The sequence below is a fragment of the Bradyrhizobium xenonodulans genome, from assembly GCF_027594865.1.
GTDB lineage: Bacteria > Pseudomonadota > Alphaproteobacteria > Rhizobiales > Xanthobacteraceae > Bradyrhizobium > Bradyrhizobium xenonodulans.
Window position 1 is genome coordinate 6,765,239 of record NZ_CP089391.1, and the last position, 18,948, is coordinate 6,784,186.

The window sequence follows — 18,948 nt, forward strand, 5'->3', positions numbered from 1 at the left end:
ACGGTATCCAGCAGCCACACCTGCGCTCTAGATTTCTTTTTTGCTGGAGAGACTTGCGATCGTATTGCCCAAAACCGATCGAGGTTCGGTGCGGAGGCATGGGCAAGGACGAAAGGACTCGGATCGAGGCGTTGGGGTCGCCAGATCGCACGGAAACGCCGCGGGCCACGAAGCGCCGTCGCAAGAACCGTGGCATGCCGCCGCCCGCGCCGTTCGATATCGATACGCTTCCGGGCAGCTCTAATTTGACGGCATTGGAGGCGGCTGCCGTTATCCGGCGCACGCCCGGTGCGCTGGAGCAGTGGCGGCGGGATCCGAACCATTCGCTGAAATGGCGCTACGTCGATGGCCGGCCGCTCTATCGTGTCGACGCGGTGCGCGACTATCTGGCCAAGTGCGACAAGACCACTACCTAAGACGCCTCAGCCGCATAATGCTCACGGAGGCGGCCGAGGAGCTCGGCCTTGATTGGGTCAAGCGGATTCGTCCGCTGAAGGCGCACGATTTTGCCGACCCGTTTCGCGCCAATCAACTCCGCAATGTAGTCGTGAGCCGCTTCGAACGCCATCTTGCGGATGATCCACTGTTCGTCGTGATTGTAGACCTGATCGATTCCGCTAGGCTTTTGCCCAACACACAGCCGCTGGATTTCGTTGTCGTAGCCACAGCGTGACATGATGGTGCGCAAGCTGCGCCTTAAGTCATGCATGGTGAACTTGGCGACGCTCGCTTCCTTGACCAGACGGTTGACCATCTTGGTGAAGCCGGACATCTGACCGCCGGTCTTTGGTGATGGGAAGACATAGTCGGAGGTTGCTCGCTGGAAATGTTTCGCGGCCGTGAGGACCTCGTCAACCAGGTGAGTGCGCGGCACATCGTGGTGCAGCCCCATCTTGGTCCACGCCGCATCGAAGGTGATCCGATCGTCCATGATGTGCTTTCGCCACTCGATCATGGTAGGCTCGCTGCGGCGCGGGCCGCCGAGCAGGCACATGCGTGCCAGGAGACCGAAAGCGCCGAGCTTGCCGGATGCATCCCAGACCTTGATGATTTCCTCATCGGTCAGCGCGCGGCCCTTCGTTCGGCGTCCGACCCTTTGCGCCCGGGTTTCCTTGGGCGCGCGATAGCCGGCGAGCACGTTGTGCTCGACATAGCCCTCGCCGACACACCATTCGAGCAAGGTATGCACGTGCTTGCGCAAGTCCTTGGCTGCACCGCGCTTGCCGGTCTTGGCAATCTTGTCGACCGCGGCCATGATCTACCGTCGCGTCAGGTCCCCTACGCCGCTCTCGGCGTGATCCTTGAGCCCGCGCCGCAGTGCCGACATTGCTGGCTTCCAGTTGACGACTTGACGTTCGGTCAAGGACATCTGGTAGGGACCATCTTCAACAATGAGGGCCGCGAGCGTGGTGCGCTGCTTCTCGGCTGCTTGTTGCCGCCTCGCCTCGCGCTTCGGGTCGTTCGGGTCCAAGCCCTTGACGACCTCGCCTGCGGCGATGGTGGCGGCCTTGCGCGCGGCCTTCTCACTATATTTGGGCCACGCGCCGAGGGTCTTGCGCTGGGTCCCCCTCACCCCCGGCTTGGTGAAGAGGTAGACCCAGGTCCGGCCGCCGGTGGCGCGCATGCGCAAGGCCAAGCCGGGCAGCTTGTCGTCGTGGAGATAATGCTGCGCCTTACCCGGCGGCAGCGTTGCGTTGCGGATCACCGTATCAGTGAGTGTCAGCTGGTTGGCCGGCTCCGTCATGATTCATTCCCTCTCTCTGTGCCCGGTGTGCCCCGCAAGAAGGCGGTCAGCCCTCGAACAGAACCGGGCCTCAAACCTTCTTCTTGTTGTGTGCCGGCGCAGGGAGGATCTACAGACCCAAACAGAACCGGGTCTCAGACCTCCCCCGTTTTTTGTGCCCCAAGGGAAAATCCCCGGCGGGCACAACAGGGGCATACAAAATGTAGTAAGGACACCTAAGGGCTCTTATGGCCGAACAAGGCCATAACTCACATCAATCAAAGGGGTTTTTACATTTCAACTATGGCCGGATTTGGTTGAATCGGGTCTACAGATTGTGGTTCACACGGGAGAGGTCCAAGGTTCGATCCCTTGTGCGCCCACCATTTAGCCCCTTTAATCAGTAAGTTAGAGATCTTGTTCCCTCGAAGTGTGCCCCGAAAAAGTAGGGGCACAGCGGGGGCACAACGCGCCTTGGGCAAAAATCGCTCAGTCTGTATTCCGGATATCTTCTATTGAGGGCCAAATCGCCGCGCTTCGAGACGAGATCGAAAAGCTCGCCGACGCGGTAAGTCGTTCCCAGGCTGCACTTGCATCCGCTCGCGAAATTGAGCGGTCAGACGCGTGAGCGCAGAGATCATCGATAAGAGGCTAGTCCAAATCAGCCCTACTCAACGAGCTGCATCAGCGCCTGCGCCCGCATGCCAACTGGAAAACCATCGACTACAGCATCCGCGGGGACGTTCGCCGGTTCCTGAGCCTAAGAGTTGGAGATTGGCTTAATCCGCAATTCGTTTTCAGCAGTGGACAGCGCCGAGCCGCGGGCCTGGCATTCCTACTTATCTGTGCATCTTGCTCGCGCGTGGACGCCTTGGCACTCGCTTCTCCTCGATGATCCCGTTACCCGCGCGGGTTTTGCCGTTCAGCTTCACGCCGTAGCGCGCGGCGACGTCGTCCGCGAACGGGTCGACTGCCAGCCTGTCGGGAAGCCCCTTGCGGCCCCGCGATCTCCGGCACCAATTCGCGGTGACCAGGCTCAGGCTTTGGCACCAACAGCGCGCAGATGTTCAAGCGCTGCCGCCTTTTACACGCCCTACTTCATCATCGCTTCGACCTCGGCACGAAAGGCCTGGCGCGAGGCGTCGCGTGAATAGAACATGTGCCCGCCCGGATAGACCGCGAATTTGACCCGCGGCGCCGACCCAAAGGGCGGCAACTGATCGAGCGCCAGCTTCGAGCCGAAATAGGGCGTAACAATATCGAACAGGCCGTGCCCGACCATCACGTTCATCGTCGCGTCCGTGGCAAGGATCTCGCGCAGCTCTGAACGCGACTCCGGTAGGCTCTGGTGGCCGAAATCCCAGGCTCGTGTGACCGCGCGATTGAGCAGTTCATACGAGCCGTCCGGCCGCCAGTTGAGCTTGCGCGTCAGGACATCGACGGCGGCACTGCTCAACGGCGCCGCGAGCGCATCGCCCGAGGGATCGCCGAAGCGGGAGCTATCCAAGTCCGGATAGGGATCGAGGCCGCGCACCGAGGCGTCATAACCGCCGGTCACCTTGCCGCTCTTGCGGTCGAACTCGCGGCGGAATTCGCCGCGGTCAAAGCGCCCGGCGAGCCGTCGGCTTACGGCCTTGTCAATGCCGGTCAAAGCGGCGACCTTGTCGGCGAGACGGTTGGTGGCCTCCTTGTCTGCTTGGCCCTTGATGAGGTCGGCCAAAAATTCGCCACGCGCGTAAGCTTCGACATCGGCGAGATCGGCGCGTTTGACCGCCCCCCTGTCCTCGCCCTTGGCTTCGCGGGCCACCGCGACATAGCTTGGCAGCGATGCGACAAGTCCCAGAAGGCTCGTGCTTGTGAACTCTCGGTAGTCGAACAGCGGCGAGAGCAGGATCAGGCCCTTCACGCCGACGCCCTGCTCCATCTGCAGATTGCGCACAACCTTCGGTCCGCGAATGCCGCCATAGCTTTCGCCCGCGACGTATTTCGGCGAGGAGAGCCGCTCGTGCTTCTCGAGCCAGCGGCGGATCACAAGCGCGATTGAACTGGCGTCACCATCGACCGAATAGAACCGCCTGCGCACATCTTCGCCCGTCGCCACGAAACGGCTATAGCCGGTACCGACAGGATCGATGAACACGAGGTCGGTGAAATCGAGCCACGTCTCGGCGTTGGGCCTGACCTCGGGCGAGGCGGACGCTGTGACGGTTTCCGCATCGATCGGCAGCCGCCATGGCCCGGCATTGCCGAACTGCAGCCAAGCAGAGGATGACCCGGGGCCGCCGTTGAAGAGGAACGTCACCGGACGCGTGGCGCGATCTGTGCCGTCGAGCTGATAGGAGGTGTAGGCGATGTCGGCCTGCGGCTCGCCCTTGTGGTCGAACAGGTGGATCGAGCCCGCAGTCGCGATGAAACGAAGCGTCCGCCCGGGCAGCTCCAGCGTCTGTTTGGTGGTGGAATCCGGCGGCAGGCGATGCTGCTCGGCCCCCGATGGGGAAGTCGGCGCGCTGGCGCTGCGCGCGCCGGACCCGCCCTTCTGGCCGACCGGCGTCGGGGCGTCGGGACGCGGCGGCGGATCGTCGGCGCGGGCGCTCCCCATCACGGTGCACGCAAGTAGGGCCAGCGCGAGAGGGATGTGGCGCAGCGCGCTTAAATCGAACAGCATAGAGTTTTCTCCCCGGTCCGGCCGCACCTTTCTGTCAGGGGCCGATTGCGATGGTTTAAGGTTGCGGGACAGGCCGGACTGTCGTGGTTCTGGCTTATGGTGCACTAGGCGCATCTGCCTAACGGCTCTCTTCAGTTAGCTAAGAGTCGGGAACAACGAACCTGCTAAGTCTAGTAGTGACCTCTGTTCCTGAGGGCACGGGCCGCCTGCGCAATGGCACAAAGCCTACCCCATTCGGCTTCCGGCATTTCAACGAGTTCGCGCGCCGTCACCGGCCGATCTCCCCGTCAAACATACCGGCTTCGATTATCCGTCGCAGTCTTTCGCTGCAGGTCAAAATGTGGCCCCACTTGATTGCACCTCACCGCAACTTGACTGAAGCCGAGGCGACATCATTCGAGGACGACCTTGAAGGAGGGATACGGCCGTTGGAAAGCGGCAAGCACACGATCGCGCGCCCGGTCCATCTCGCGAGCTGCTGCGTCGGTGGGCATGAAAGTTGGACAAGCAGGATTGCCGCAGCCGCAGGGCCCTGTTTCGCCGGAGGACAGTAGCGTTTTGAATCGGCGGCGAAGCTGGCCCAGCTCACGGACCGTCAATTCCAGCGCGCTGCGGATGCCGGCATCGCGGTTGTGGTAAGCGAGGGAAGTCGGTGTATTTCGGCGCCTTCTCGCGTCCTCCGAGGGCGAAGGCCACACGTCCGAATCGTGTCGGGTGCGCCAACTACGCCGATGCACGATCTCGATTGTCCGCTGACAATCAAATCGAGGTTCATCATAGATCGCCAGGAATCGGACAACGCAGACGCGAGGTTGACGGCTTAGACGCCTCTCATGCGCTCTACGCTTCATGACGAGATCGGCTAGCGAAGGGATCAGTTGCACGTCGCAATCTGATCATTATAGGGGCGAGGCATCGACCGCTCGACGTGCCCCCCTCACAGATCCGGACGGTCAGCTTTCTCCCATCCGGCTCCTCTGACGAGTAATGCTCAGGTCAATTGGTGACGCTGGCCGTGCACATATCATTCGGCATGCAATATTTTCGAGTCGGTTGACAAAATGCCCCGCATCTATGTCGGCGTTCACGGACGTGCGGCATCCTCTCGATACTCTTTCCGAAAGAAACGACGTGCGTTGCCGCGCATGATCTGCTCAATCAGGTCACGGGTGTCCTCAAGCGCGATCCAGCCCTCGGCGACCAATTGCGAGAGCGCCTGCGCGATTCCACGGCGCGCTACGAACGCATGGCCATAAATTGGCTCGACAGCGACATAGTCGCCACCGAAGGTGAAGATCTTGTTGGACGGGACCGCCATCAGAAACTCTTTCAGAAAACGAACGCCCGCCACCGGATTGATAATCCATGCCCAGCACATGTCGATCGCGGCGTTAGGGTAATGTTTGGCCAGCGCGATAAATTCGTGCTCGTATGGATAGCCGATGTGCATTAGAACGAATCGGGTTTCTGGAAAGTCCTGCAACAGACGGCAGACGTCTGCGGCATTGCTGTGGGTACGACCGAGTTGCATCACGCCGAAACCAGCCAAAACGCCGGTATGCAGTTTGACCGGCAAGCCGCACTCGCCAGCCTTGCCGACGCAATAGCGGAATAGATAATCTTGCAGCGCCTTGAGATCCTCAGGACCGAGGGCGTGCAACGCGCCGACTCTGTCGGCATGGTGGGGAAATAACCTTGACGCATGGGCTTTGGTGACCGGCTCGAAATCGAGAGCGCGCGAATAGGCAATTTGCGATTTTACAGCCACGGCTTTGGCGCCGTATGTTGCGAAATAGAAGTCGATGACCTCAAGCCACTCATCGAGCGTCGTCGGGCGTTTGCCTGTCTCGGCTTCCACCCACGCAAAGTCAGCAGCGCTACACCGGCACAACTGAAGAATGCTTATATCGTGGTCGAGTAGCCCTGGCTGCTCGGTCTCCATAAAGATGCGCTGCAGCGAATTGACGTGGCAGCCCTCGATGTTCGCGAGGCCCAGAATGCGTGCGTAAAAGCCGGGCTGAACGGTTTCACGATATTTCTCGGCGATGCGAGGCAGGCTCTCGGCTGTCAGATCATCTTCGCCGTAAACGCCGCGAAATGTATGGCGCAGAGCCTGGGCGTAACCCGTGTGGCGGATGCGGTCCCAATAGGGGGCGATCAGCCGATATTTTTCCTGGCTCGCGAGATCCGGCCCGAGAAACCTTCGCAGGTCGGCTGGTGGCAGACCTGCAACCACCAGGTCCTCGGCAGCATAGGACCTGAATAGATAGGCCCAGTCGTCGCATGGCAATGTTCGCGGATGAATCGCGCCGGAAAGACGCTGACTTTCCTCGATCAGATGCTCATGGGTGTCCACAAATGGCGTCTCCTCGACCCATTGTGCGATTTGTCGATCGGAGTCCGTCATTGCGTCCCAGCCAACCGCAGTTCTACCTCTCATTTTGGGCTCCTTTTGGGTAAAGCCAGCTGCCTGCGTCCGCATTGGCGATCACGAGCAAGCACATGCTGTAAGTCTAGTGTTGACATCCTATCGCGGCGGGGCCTTCAGCCGCCGCTGGCAGGATCAATAATTGACGACATCACTAGGATGGGCAACGCGCTCTTTTAGCGCATCGGTCATTGGGAAGTTGAGATTGATGTTTTTCGGCGGGATCGGAGCCATGAACCATTTGTCGTAGATCTTTGTGAACTCGCCGGAAGCCATGAGTTTGGAAAGAACGTCGTCGACTATCTTTTTGAAGTCGGGATCACCCTTCGAGAACATCAGACCGTAATAATAAATGGTACCGTAGTTAGCTTTCAGAAAGATGAGGTCGGCCGGGTTCGAATAATCGGCCTTCATACCGGCCAAGAGAATGTCAGCTTCCACCCACGCCGCTGCACGGCCGGTCGCGAGTAGCAGTAACGATTCCGCATGGTCTTTGGCTTGAGCGATAGTAAGATTGAGACCGTCATCTTGCGAAATGCCCTTGACAATGCCGAGAGCATCGGAACCCTGCGTTACGACAACAGTCTTTCCCTTCAGATCTTTCGGCGTCTTGAACCCGCTCGCCGCCTTTGCGAGCCAAGCCGTTTGACTGGCGAAAGTTGAAACACTGAAGGAAACCTGTTCCAGACGCTGCTTGCTGCTGGCAGTGCCGCCACATTCGATGTCGATGGTACCGTTCTGAATAAGCGGGATTCGGTTCGATGAGTTGACCGGCGCAAGCTTTGTCTGAAGGTCTGGAGTGCCGAGATCAGATTTCAGACGATCGACGACATGCGCGCACAGGTCCAGGGAGAAACCAACAGGCTTCTGGTCAGCGCCGAGATACGAGAAGGGTATCGAAGCCTCGCGATAGCCAATGGTGATCACTCTTTTCGATTTGATTGTGTCGAGTGTTGGACCCGCATGGGCCGCGGAGACCAAAAACACGGTGATCGCGGTCGCGGAAAACAGTGCAAACATTTTAGACATGGAAATGCCTCTCGTTCGAGTGAGACGCGCCTTTTGCGCCTTATTGGTTTTAGGGCGACTCGGACCTCGCAGCGGCGACCTCAGTGAATGATCTGATTGAGGAAGACCTTCGCACGTTGCGTGTTCGGCGCGCGAAAGAAGGTGGTCGGATCGCCCTCTTCCACGATTGAGCCGCGATCCATGAAGACCACACGATCCGCAACTTCCCGCGCAAAGCCCATTTCGTGCGTAACGCAGACCATCGTCATCCCGTCCTGCGCGAGCTCAACCATGGTTTCGAGCACCTCCTTGACCATTTCCGGGTCGAGGGCAGAAGTCGGCTCGTCGAACAGCATGATCTTGGGCTGCATGCACAGGGCGCGAGCTATAGCGACACGCTGCTGCTGACCGCCCGATAATTGCGCGGGATACTTCTTGGCCTGATCGTGAATCCGGACCTTCCTCAGCAACACCATAGCCCGCTCACGTGCTTCAGACTGAGCAAGACCCCTGACTTTCATCGGAGCCAACATGCAATTTTCGACTACCGAGAGATGCGGAAACAGGTTGAAGCTCTGAAAGACCATGCCGACTTCACAGCGAATGCTGTTGATATCGCGGATCCGATCCGTCAGTTCGATCCCATCGACGACTATTCGGCCGGAATCGTGCTTTTCGATATGAATGATGCAGCGGATCAGGGTCGACTTACCCGACCCCGACGGCCCGCAGAGCACGATCTTTTCTCCTTTTGCGACGTTGAGGTTGATGTCGCTTAGGGCATTGAAGCTGCCGAACCGCTTGACGAGGCGCTCGACGACAACCATCGGAAATTGGTCGGCTGGGCTAACTGCGCGCTCTTGCTGCATGCTGGTCTCCAGGTTGTAGACCCAAAGGAATGACGGGCCATCGATTGATTATCGGTCGGTGCCCGCGATCGCGTACCTCTTGCGGAGCGAGGCGACCAATTGGGACGCGGCGGAGCTTATGATGAGATAAACAACAGCCACTGCGAGGTACATCTCGACGAGGCGACCATTGAGCTGTGCAAGCTTCGATGCCGCACCAAGGAGATCGGTGAGCGATAGGACGTAAACGAGGGACGTATCCTGAAACAGAATGATGGTCTGGCTCAGTATGATCGGACTGGCGACCCGAAACACCTGCGGAAGGACGACGTGGCGATACGTATCGAATGTCGACAAGGCGAGAGCCTGGCAGGCCTCGAATTGTCCTTTGTTCACCGCGCGCAACCCGACGCGGATGATTTCCGAATAGTAGGCGGCCTCGAACAAGCCGAAGGTGATGAACGCCGTATAGGTGGCACCGACTGGAATCGGACGACCATTGCCTGACAGGTGCCCCAGAACGATGGGCACCAAGAAGAAGAACCAAAACAGCACGAGAATGAGCGGAATCGATCGCATCAGGGCGACGTAGCTACGGACAAGTTGGCTCAGAATGCGGAGCTCAAAGTGCTGCAGGAGAGCGAAGAGCGTTCCAAGAAACATTCCAACCAGGAAGGCGGCTGCTGTCAAGGAAAGCGAGAACAGCAATCCTGGCCATAGATAGGGCCATGCCTGCGCGACAATGGAGAAATCGAGACTGTTCATTTCACGACCTCCATACTGTCAGGCAGAGGGCTTTTCAGCTTCACATCGTCAAAATCTGACCCCACGGCTTCCTTGCCCAGTGCGGTACCGGGAATGCGCACCGATTTGTCGATGAGCATCATCGTCTGGTAGGCGATCAGAGCCAAAGCAAGATAGATGAGCGTGGCGGCACCGAATGCAGTGAAGGTTTGGAACGTAGCGTCGCTAATTTGGCGCGCCTGAGCGGTCAGTTCCATCAAGCCGATTGTCAAAGCAACGGACGTGTTCTTGTAGATGCCCATCACCTCGCTTGTCAGGCTTGGCACGATGAGGCGCAGAGCCTGCGGCAGAATGATATGGCGATAGGTCAGATATCCGCTTAGGCCAAGTGCGGCACCCGCTTCGGCTTGGCCCTTAGGCAAGGCTTCAATGCCTGCCCGAACCTGTTCTGCGATGCGCGCAGCGGTGTACAGGCTCAGACACCACAAGGCCGGAAAGAAAGATCCCCAGGGCGGAGGTATTTGCTTTATCCAGTCACCCATAGCACTCGGAAGAAGCTCGGGCAGGACGAAGTACCAGAGAAACATTTGGACGAGAACGGGAATGTTCCGGAAGATCTCCACGTACAATCGAGCTAAGGCCCCTAAGAAGGGGTTCCGCACGGTTCGACCTATGCCGACGACGATTCCGACTGCGAACGCAATCCACCAACCGAAGAAGGCAAGCGCCAACGTCCAACCAAGACCCGAAAGAAGCCAGTCAATGTACCGCTGGCCGTCCATGGTCTTTTCAAGAAGAACTCCGAACATCGCGAGCCTCACGATTGCGGTGTGCACGACGACCATGCCCCGCATGGTCGGTCGTCGTGCGCGTTGTGCCGGTACTAATCGACCGCGTCACTTGAATGCGCGATCCTCTCCTTCAGCACGCCGGTGAGCAGAATGGCGTGATGCTCGCCCTTGGGCGGGATCGGGCTGCTGTCTGCTTCGCGTGCGTTTTCTCGAACCGCTCCCATGCCAAATCCTAAGCGGCCCTGAATGACTTGTTTGACTCGCGTCCGCGGATGAGATGCACCAGACGATCCACATCGGCGACGGTGTTGAACATGCCGAACGATACACGGATGCCGTCGCGCTCGGGGGAAACACGCACCCCATTCTCTTCGAAGTAGCTGAGCCACTCTGTCGCGGGCAGACCAACGACGTAGATGTGGGGCGAGCGATGTTGCCGCTGACGCGGACCGACGAGACCGAGGTCGAGTTCGTCCAGTTGGGCGATGAGATGATCGCCCAGATCGAAGCAATGGTTCTGAATGTTCTTCACGCCGATCTGCTCGATCATATCGAGCGAGGCTCCGAGCGCGTGAATTGCAGGAAGGTTGAAGTTTCCCAGCTCGAAGCGTCGCGCGCTGGGCGATGGCGTCAGGCGGTCGGGACGAGCGACAAGGTCGTGAGGAATCTCCGCCAAACTCGCAGCGGCAAGATAGGCAGGCTCCAGTTCCTTCAGGGTCTTGTCCCAGTAGAGCAATCCGAGACCTTGAGGGACGAGCAATCCCTTGTGACTCCCGGAGCCAACGAAGCTTGCCCGGATGGCCTTCGCATCGATTGGAACAACCCCAATTGCCTGCATGACGTCTACGACGAAGTAGAGCTTCTTCTCCGCGCAAAGAGCGCCGATGCTCTCGATGTCGAAGCGATGTCCGGCGTGGAAGGTGACGTGCGAGAGCGAGATCGCGCGGGTCTTCTCGTCGATGTGCGGAAGGACAGTGTCGGCGTTTACGACGTCCGTCATCGGAAGGAAGTCGACCTCGACGCCCTTCTTCTTCAAATTGAGGAATGCATATGCGTTGTTTGGATGATCCCCATGGATCATCAAAACGCTGTCGCCGGCTCGCAGAGGCAGCGCGTTCGCCGCGATGTTCATGCTTTCCGACGTGTTCTTCGTGAAGGCAATTTCGTCGGCCGACACCCCAAGGAAACGGGCGACCTTGGCACGTGTTTGCTCGACCCGATCGAGCCATACGCTTTTCGGTCCGGCCGTCTCCAAGCCCTCACGAAGAAAGGTTTCGATCGCCGCCATTACGGGACGCGCGAGGGGCGCCTGAAAACCGGAGTCGAGGTAGACCATCCTTTCGGCTACCGGGAACTCCCTGCGCACAGCCTCCACGTCGTAATGACGAGACATCCCCATCTCCCTTTCGAGCACTTCGCCAGCACCGCTCCAATTCACGGCTCAGCCGCCGCCCAAACTCAGCCTGTGCAATGCACAAATTCCGATCAGAACGCGGCAACGCCAACGTTATGGGCAATTGCGCGACACGTCCAAATTATTTTTCATATTTCAGTAGCATTTACTCCGAAAATTGATAATTTGTACTAAGGGAGATTTTTATGACGGAGCAAGAAAAGACGGTTGGGCCTCTCGACCGGGCATTCGCCATCGTGGGTTACGTTGCCAATCAGACGAAGGCTGTTTCGGTCGCGGAGATCGCTAACGCTCTTTCGTTGCCGATTCCGACGGCCCATCGGCTTGTCGGAAATTTGGAAGAACGCGGCCTCCTTCAGAAGGCTCTCGGATCGAAGCGCTACGTGGTGGGAAATCAGTTGGTCACGCTGTCCGCCAAAGTGATCGGCGCGGCCTTTCGCACGGCGCGGCGGCACGCGGTACTCCGCGCGGTTGCCGGCGAGATCGGCGAACAGTGCGAAATCGGGGTCGTGCGCGACAACGTCGTTGCTTACGTCGACAGCGTACGTGTCTCCCAACCACAAGGGCTTCAATTCAATCCTGGCGAGGCTGCTCCACTTCACTGCACCTCGACTGGAAAAATTTACATGAGCCGGTTACCCGAGAGAGCACGTGAGAAGTTATGTCGCTCACTCGCTCTGACACAGTACACTGATAACACGGTCGTGGATTGCGACACGCTCCTGAGACTTCTCGAGGAAACACGCCGACACGGTTGGGCCAAGAGCAATGAGGAGTACGTGAAGGGTGTCGTCGGCTGCGCGGTACCCATCGTTTCCCCGGACCGAGAGCTGATAGCCTGCCTTGGCGTATCGGTGCCTGTGGCGCGAGTCAGCTTCGCAGAGCTTGATCGCTTCATTCCTCTACTTCAAAAAGCCTCCGTACTCCTGTCGCAAACCATCCTTCAGACGGACAGTGAGGAAGAAACACTCGAGGATACATTCCCCTAAAACGACTTCTCTTGCGAATCGCTTCATCACAGGAGCTTCGATCGTTTATCCGAAATGATAACAGCAACGATAACGCAAGAGAAGTTTGGACTCGCGTTTAGCGAGCAATCGGCCCACGCGGTGCAAGGAGCCGCGACTTCTCCTGCCCAGCGGACCGCTACCCGCCGCCTTCGTAAAACAGCTCCAGCGGTAGGCCGACCAGCGCCTTGCCGATCCAGTCCCGCGCGATCACGTTGGATGGCCCCATTGCGATGGCCGCGCGCGTCCCGGTAGGAGCGCTCGATCGGACCGCGATGGTAGCCATAACCGCCGGTCACGGTCAGCGCCGTGGCCGCGAGCTTGTTGGCAACCTCGGCGGCGTGCACCTTGAACTCGGTCAGCGGAATCGGGATCTCGCTCTGCAGCTTGCCGGCGCGCCACAAGCGCGTCGAGCCGGCCCGCGAGTTCGTTGCGCCAGGCCGCAGCGTCTCGACCAGCACCTTGGCGGCGCCGGAGTTCCTGCCGGATCGCCTGGCAATCGGAAAGGCTCTTGTTCCGGTCCTTATGCACGAAGCTCGTGGTGTGCGCGACCGCCGCGCTCAAGGCGCCGCGGGCCACGCCTTCCCGCCTGCGCCTGACGCCGATGAGCCACTGCGTCCCATTCGTTGTTGCTTAGTGTTTTGATGCACCTGAAGAGATAGCATCGCGATGGCGGTCGCACGGGGACGTCCAATCAGCCCAACGTCCGTCAACCTTGCACGGAACCTCCATCTATATGAACAATACTCAGAGGAATGTCTCGATCATGCTTGACGATCGCACATGAGCGCAATTGTCCTGCCTGTCGCTGGAACGCGTAGATCGGATTCATACCGCAATAGGCGTAGGTGCCGGATGCAGTGGCCATGCACTGGTCATAGGTCGAGAACTGGCAATTGCCCGGATAGCCCCAGGTACGCCCCTGCAGGCAATAAATGTCCTGCCGAGCCGGGGGGACGTACGACCGCCCCCGCTGAGCGGCAATTGAAGGCGATCCCAAGCCGACAAGGATGGGAAGTGCAAGCACGCCGATAAACAGAAGGTTGCACATGAGACCATTAGCCTCCGTTAAGTCTTGCTGAAGGATAGAGGATTCTCATTTGATGTTTTGATCTTAGTCAATGGCAAATGGCCGGTCGCAGCCCGTCCGGCGAATGCCTGCGAAAGAAGCTCGAGCGTGACGGCGCTCCCTGGAGCAGCATTCCTGCTATTTGTAGAAGAGGAACGCATCTTTCCAGCGCGGTGAGGGGTGCATGCGCGGCAGAAAAATCCCTGGGGCAAAGGATCACTCGAGCTTGAGAACTCTCGCGCTCCGGAATGAGCCGGTTCGGATCGGCGGCAAGCCCTACCGTGAGCTTATCAAATGACCGAAGCGGAAATTCACCGTCTCTCAGGCCTGCCGTAGATCGCGTAGCGCTAGAGCTGCACGACCCAAGGGACCTGGCGGGGCTCATGAAAGGTTGAACGAGCTCTTCTAGGTGATCGGCCTGATCCGGCGCAGCAGCGAATCGGCATATTCCTCGCGCTCGCGCATAAAGCGCTTTTGATGCGCTTTGAAACTCTCGATCCGCTTCCTGATCTCATCACGTTCGCTGCTGCCATAGCCGGGGACGCCGGGGGCACCCTGCTCGACGACCTCCTTCGGCTGACGCCGCGGCCGTTCGATCTCCACCTTCAGCGATCTGGCCAACGCCGTGGTTTCCTCGACAAGCGCATCGAGCTCGCTCTTCCAGTCATGCATTGACGCCCCCTTGCGCACTTCAGCCCGCTAGATGAGCCAGTTCATCACAAGCCAACCTGCAACAATGACGCAGACGCCAATCGCCAGATAGGGAACCCCAACCAGCATCCGCCGCTTCTCCTTGAAAAGCCTGTCGACAACAATTATTGCCGGTGGCCCTCGGGTACAAAGCGCTCATCGTGAAACAATGCAGTCCGGCCCCGGTGGCAACAATCCTAGACCAAAAACACGTTGTTTCCTAGGTTTGCCGTTCAAGAAGCTTAACGCAAGCCGATGGTGTTTCCGCCAAGAACGGGGCGCGACGTCCGGGAGAGATTTCCACCTGTCTTACAGTCTTGTGCCCTTGCTTCGAGGCTCGTAATCCGCGATCGCAGCAAACGCCGAAGATTCGCCGTATCGGAAGGAATTGAAGCGGGGCGACCTAACCGGAACGAACATTGAGGTGATCACGAGCATTAGTGAGGTAAAGCCCGGAGAGACGGCAACGCTGCACATCCATCATGGTGATGAATCTTACTACTATCTTGAGGGGGGGCACGATCGAACTGCCCGATGGAAAGCAGGTGTCGATTCCTACAGGTGCAGTCGGCTTGAATGTTCGCAATGTACCGCATGGGGCTTACAAGGTCTTCGGTGATAAGACGCAAAGCCGTCGGACGCGGGAGCCATAAGCTCGCCCGATGCAGGCAGAGTGAATTTCACTTACTCATCGTCGCGCATATCCCCTTACATTTTGTGTTGGTCTTCGCTCGCCCATGGGAGACGGACCAGGATGTTGGAAGTCGGCAATCGGATCGTCATGGCCTCAGGGGCTTCGCGCGGCATCGGACGCGCCGCCGTCGACCAGCTCCTGGCCTCGGGCTTCCGCGTATCGGCGGGGCTTCGCGACCCGCGGGCGCCTCGCCGAGAGCGCGAGGCTCATGACGCACCGCTATGATGCCGAAGGCGCCAAAAGTCCTATCTCCTGGGTCAACGCAACGGTCGCGCGCAGGGGCGGAATCGACGCCATCGTCAACGCAGCTGGTATCAATCCGAAGGTCCGAGTCTCCGACGAGGGCGAGAACGAGCTGGATGAAATGTGGCGCGTAAACGTCAAGGGTCCCCTGCGCCCCGTCTGAGCCGCCCTCCCTCATTTGGCCGTCTGCGGTCATGGCCGGGTGATCAATCTGGGATCCCTCGCCGGAAAGCGCGTGGGAAGCAACGTCGGCTGCGCCATGACCAAGTTCGCCGCGGTTGCACTCACCCACGGCATTCAACGGGAAGGACGCGCGGCCGGCATTCGGGCGACGGTGATCTGCCCGGGCTACGTCGCCACTGACATGACGCTGAACGACGACGAGATCCCTCGCCATGAGATGAGCCAGCCGGCCGACATCGCCCGCCTGGTGGAAACCGCGCTCATGCCGCCGAACAATGCCTCGGTCTCCGAAATGCTCGTGCACTGCCAATTCGAACCGATGCTTTAAGGCTGGGGCGAGACGACGACATTCGTCGTGGGGGAAAGAATCCCCGCCGACCCGACAGTCTGGTTCTGCAACAGGCGGTACCTGCCACGACGGCACAGCAGAATGTCCGTTTTGCTCGCTTTAGGATCCGGAGCTGCGCGCTTCTGCGTCCTGGATCGAGGACGGCGAGAAATACGCCGTGATCGTCTTAAAGCGTGACACTCGACTAATGTAGTATGGATCAGCCGATCGGCGTCGGGACGCCGCGCCGATACACAAGCGAGTCGCGCAAAATCCGGCAAGCCAATTCGACGGAGATTGGCTCTCAGCCTCATGGCGACAGACGGATCCAAGGTTCCGCGACCGCACTCGAGCAATACGTCCGATGACTCGAGTTGTCGGCCGCATCTGTGATCCGCCGCTATTTGGTCGATCACTCACAACGATCGCCACGTATCTGCCTCCCTGCGACAATCGGTCGAGCCGCGACGCTCGTGCTGCTCCGAGTGTCGCTTCAAAGACGAGGACGGCGAGCGCTCTGCGTGCGTGATCCAGGCGAGCTCGCTCGATGTGACGTTATGAGCCCATCGCTAAGCCTTGCCCCGCGGGTCCGGGCGCGGTCACCCTCCGGCCTCTGGATCGACAAATCCGACCTTAGCGTGGCCGCTGAGACAATGGCAGCGGCCGGCGAGGCAACATCTTGCGGAACAGGCAATTCCCTGTGGCCTGCCTCACGTACGCATTTTGTCAGAATACAACCGCGCTTCATGTCTGAAACCCGCCTCCGACTGTCTTCGAAAACCACATTGCGCCAAAAAAGACGCGCGCGAGGCCCTTCAACAGTGCTGGCCCAGATTCTGCACCGGCTCTCCGCGCCAGGAAGTTAGGCGGCAGCAACAAGATGGAGTCGCGCTTGGGCATCGATCTGTCAATCGATAATGCGGTTGCCGCACCGGAGGTCGCCTGTCTGCACCGCGCTGGGAGAACGGAAGACGCTCCTGCTTGCCACGGCCTCGCGCGGCATCGGTCATGCCACCGGAAACCTGTTTTCAGAAGATGGCCGGCGTATCTTCGCTTGCACGCGGCAATCCTTCGGTGGCGGGCGATGTCCATGGGTTTCGGAGGCAGACAACCATGCCCACGTCGATCTAGGCATTCGTCGGACGGTGTCGCACGCCACCCCCAAGGTCGGGGAACGGCTTGCTGGCGTACCGCTAGAAGCATTGATCCACAATACCGGCATTTCGCCCTAGACGCCGGACCGTACCCCGCAGACGTCTTTGACGGCGTCAGTCGAAAGCGGGATCAGGCTGTTCCGGCTCAATCTGCTCGGCCTGATCCTGCTCCCGCAAGATCTCTTTGTCGAGCCGAAGGCGACCTCGGTATCGATCGTCAACGTGACTTGATCGGCGCCTTGCCGCGCACCCGTTTTCCAGCACCGCCAATGCCTCGAGCGTCAAGGCTGACGGTTGCTTGCTCACTCTGAAGCGAGTCGTGAATACATGATCGATGAACTTGATCTGCGAACCTTCAACCCCCATCCGCAACGCGACGCTGTGCTCGACGAAGTGCACGCGCGCCCTTTCACGCGCCTTGTTTCGCCATTCAGCGTGATTCACTTCGCTTTTCTTGCGCAGGGCGAGGCGGCCGTAAGCGATCGCTGTCGTTTTATCGATTTCTGCCTGGACCGCAATCTTCCGCCGCCTGGGCAATCGGCGAAACATCATCAGATTGTCATCGGGCCTGCTACGCTACGCTGGGAGCAGCATTCGGAATTTACAACATTCACCTGGTTCTGGCCTAACGCAAATGGTCCTGCCGCTCACCAATTCGACAAAGTTGATGATGCCGTCCGATCGCTGATCCGCGCGTTGCGGCAGTCCGGACAATTGCTGGTCGCGATCAGGTTAGAAGTGGAGCAGGACCCCTCGCCGACTAAGCGCGCCGAACAGATTTTTGACAAGAATAGCCTGGCCATGGTTGCCACAAGGAATGGTGCAGGCGTTGCCGCCTCAGACTTCCGCGTGGACGAAAAAGGCTTCACGAAAATCCTCGTCTGCGACCTCGGGTTGACGTCGCACGATCTCGGAGCGCTGGTGCAACGGCTCCTGGAAATCGAAACCTACCGCCCGTTGGCGCTGCTTGGTCTGTCGGCGGCCCTCGAGCTTGCGCCGTCTGTCGATCGTATCGATCGGCGTCTTGTTGAGACGCTCGAAGAAATGCAAGGCGCAGAGGGACTGAAATTCAACAACCACCTGCTTGCCGAACTGACGGCGTTGGCCGCCTCCTTCGAAAGAGGTGCGACCGGTAGCCTGTTTCGCTTCGGCGCCAGCAGGGCCTATAACGAGCTTGTCCAATCGCGGCTGTCCATCATTGAAGGCAACGATGTGGCGGGCTATCCGACCTGGTCGTCGTTTCTGGCGCGCCGGATGGCGCCTGCGATGCGCACCTGCGCGACCGTGGAGGATCGTCAGGCAAGTCTGTCGGTCAAGCTGGCGCGTGTCGCCGATCTGTTGCGAACACGTGTCGACGTCGAAATTGAACGACAGCATCGTGACCTCTTGCACGCTATCAACGAGCGCGCGAGGCAGCAACTTCGGCTGCAGTGCACGGTCGAAGGATTATCGGTCGGGGCGATCGGATATTACGTGGTCAGCCTGTTTAGCTATCTGGCGAAGGGCGCGCACGATGTCGGACTGCGTGTAGAGCCCTCGTTCCTAACCGCAGCCTTCGTGCCGATCGCGGTCGGCGTGATCTGGCTGGTGAGTTACAACATCCGGAAGCGACACCTCAAGCACGACAACGCGCCCTCGGTGGCTTGCGACTAAAGCTCCTTGAGGAAAGCAGTGCGTTAGCTCGCATAGTCGTGGTGCGACGCTGCCGCAAAAGCTCCCACTGGTTAGCCCGCAATTTGTGCTTTGATTGACCGGGATAGGGGACGTCTCGCGATGCCCGCCTTCCCACACCACTTGGCATACACGAATCCGTACCGCGGCGGTTCGACTGAGTTAAGCTAGCCCAGAAACCACTATTCGGAAGAGACTCGAGCGTCAAAGAAGTGGTTGCGCAGGGCGTGCAGGACCGCCGGTGCCCGGACATTCGCCAGAGCCCCGCCGGCGAACTGGCCGCAATCG

Annotated in this window: 17 protein-coding genes and 1 pseudogene; 6 read left to right on the top strand and 12 right to left on the bottom strand. The window is 59.2% G+C overall.

The genetic code is table 11. The annotated features are described in order from the left end of the window. Window positions 1-98 precede the first annotated feature (98 nt). A complete protein-coding gene (locus tag I3J27_RS32255) occupies window positions 99-416 on the top strand; it encodes a hypothetical protein (RefSeq protein ID WP_270162910.1) in 318 nt (105 codons plus the stop codon). On the opposite strand, the pseudogene I3J27_RS39125 reads toward I3J27_RS32255, so the two are convergent. The 9 genes and pseudogenes from I3J27_RS39125 to I3J27_RS32305 all read right to left on the bottom strand — a co-directional run bounded on the left by I3J27_RS39125 (window position 413) and on the right by I3J27_RS32305 (window position 11,600). Beyond that, a pseudogene (locus tag I3J27_RS39125) lies at window positions 413-1,744 on the bottom strand (tyrosine-type recombinase/integrase). The gene I3J27_RS32255 and the pseudogene I3J27_RS39125 overlap by 4 nt on opposite strands. A 1,072-nt stretch (window positions 1,745-2,816) precedes the next feature. Then, window positions 2,817-4,388, bottom strand: a complete 1,572-nt coding sequence (locus I3J27_RS32270) for a S10 family peptidase (RefSeq protein WP_270162913.1) — start codon at window positions 4,386-4,388, stop codon at window positions 2,817-2,819. 1,084 nt (window positions 4,389-5,472) lie between these two features. Beyond that, a complete protein-coding gene (locus I3J27_RS32275; protein WP_270162914.1) occupies window positions 5,473-6,795 on the bottom strand; it encodes an amidohydrolase family protein in 1,323 nt (440 codons plus the stop codon). A gap of 156 nt (window positions 6,796-6,951) precedes the next feature. Beyond that, a complete protein-coding gene (locus I3J27_RS32280) occupies window positions 6,952-7,845 on the bottom strand; it encodes an amino acid ABC transporter substrate-binding protein (RefSeq protein WP_270162915.1) in 894 nt (297 codons plus the stop codon). A gap of 80 nt (window positions 7,846-7,925) precedes the next feature. Continuing rightward, the gene (locus tag I3J27_RS32285; protein ID WP_270162916.1) at window positions 7,926-8,693 is read right to left on the bottom strand and encodes an amino acid ABC transporter ATP-binding protein; all 768 of its coding nucleotides are present in this window, start codon (window positions 8,691-8,693) and stop codon (window positions 7,926-7,928) included. A 48-nt stretch (window positions 8,694-8,741) separates the two neighbouring features. Beyond that, window positions 8,742-9,437, bottom strand: a complete 696-nt coding sequence (locus I3J27_RS32290; RefSeq protein WP_270162917.1) for an amino acid ABC transporter permease — start codon at window positions 9,435-9,437, stop codon at window positions 8,742-8,744. Further along, complete coding sequence (locus I3J27_RS32295; protein ID WP_270172929.1) at window positions 9,434-10,225, bottom strand: amino acid ABC transporter permease; 792 nt, start codon at window positions 10,223-10,225, stop codon at window positions 9,434-9,436. Before I3J27_RS32295 ends, I3J27_RS32290 begins: the two co-directional genes overlap by 4 nt. Before the next feature lie 74 nt (window positions 10,226-10,299). Continuing rightward, on the bottom strand, window positions 10,300-10,431 hold the full coding sequence (locus tag I3J27_RS32300) for a hypothetical protein (protein WP_270162918.1): 132 nt from the start codon (window positions 10,429-10,431) through the stop codon (window positions 10,300-10,302). Window positions 10,432-10,439: 8 nt separating this feature from the next. After that, window positions 10,440-11,600, bottom strand: coding sequence for an aminotransferase class V-fold PLP-dependent enzyme (locus I3J27_RS32305; protein ID WP_270162919.1), 1,161 nt, complete (start codon window positions 11,598-11,600; stop codon window positions 10,440-10,442). Window positions 11,601-11,806: 206 nt separating this feature from the next. Here I3J27_RS32305 and I3J27_RS32310 point away from each other — a divergent pair, with 206 nt between their 5' ends. Beyond that, complete coding sequence (locus I3J27_RS32310; RefSeq protein ID WP_270162920.1) at window positions 11,807-12,610, top strand: IclR family transcriptional regulator; 804 nt, start codon at window positions 11,807-11,809, stop codon at window positions 12,608-12,610. 26 nt (window positions 12,611-12,636) lie between these two features. On the opposite strand, the gene I3J27_RS32315 is transcribed toward I3J27_RS32310, so the two are convergent. The 3 genes from I3J27_RS32315 to I3J27_RS32325 form a co-directional block, all read right to left on the bottom strand. Then, on the bottom strand, window positions 12,637-13,089 hold the full coding sequence (locus I3J27_RS32315; protein WP_270162921.1) for an acyl-CoA dehydrogenase family protein: 453 nt from the start codon (window positions 13,087-13,089) through the stop codon (window positions 12,637-12,639). Between the two features lie 248 nt (window positions 13,090-13,337). Beyond that, entirely contained in the window at window positions 13,338-13,679 is a 342-nt protein-coding gene (locus I3J27_RS32320) for a DUF3551 domain-containing protein (RefSeq protein WP_270162922.1), read from the bottom strand. A gap of 423 nt (window positions 13,680-14,102) precedes the next feature. Next, the gene (locus I3J27_RS32325) at window positions 14,103-14,387 is read right to left on the bottom strand and encodes a hypothetical protein (protein WP_270162923.1); all 285 of its coding nucleotides are present in this window, start codon (window positions 14,385-14,387) and stop codon (window positions 14,103-14,105) included. A gap of 902 nt (window positions 14,388-15,289) precedes the next feature. On the opposite strand from I3J27_RS32325, the gene I3J27_RS32330 reads away from it, so the two are divergent. The 4 genes from I3J27_RS32330 (at window position 15,290) to I3J27_RS32345 (ending at window position 18,642) form a co-directional block, all read left to right on the top strand. Next, window positions 15,290-15,487 (top strand): Rossmann-fold NAD(P)-binding domain-containing protein, encoded by a 198-nt coding sequence (locus I3J27_RS32330; RefSeq protein WP_270162924.1) that lies wholly within the window; start codon window positions 15,290-15,292, stop codon window positions 15,485-15,487. Window positions 15,488-15,526: 39 nt separating this feature from the next. Beyond that, the gene (locus tag I3J27_RS32335) at window positions 15,527-15,835 is read left to right on the top strand and encodes an SDR family NAD(P)-dependent oxidoreductase (protein WP_270162925.1); all 309 of its coding nucleotides are present in this window, start codon (window positions 15,527-15,529) and stop codon (window positions 15,833-15,835) included. 1,259 nt (window positions 15,836-17,094) lie between these two features. Then, the gene (locus I3J27_RS32340) at window positions 17,095-17,220 is read left to right on the top strand and encodes a hypothetical protein (protein ID WP_256374910.1); all 126 of its coding nucleotides are present in this window, start codon (window positions 17,095-17,097) and stop codon (window positions 17,218-17,220) included. Window positions 17,221-17,316: 96 nt separating this feature from the next. Beyond that, window positions 17,317-18,642 (top strand): DUF3422 family protein, encoded by a 1,326-nt coding sequence (locus tag I3J27_RS32345; protein WP_027548159.1) that lies wholly within the window; start codon window positions 17,317-17,319, stop codon window positions 18,640-18,642. Window positions 18,643-18,948 lie beyond the last annotated feature (306 nt).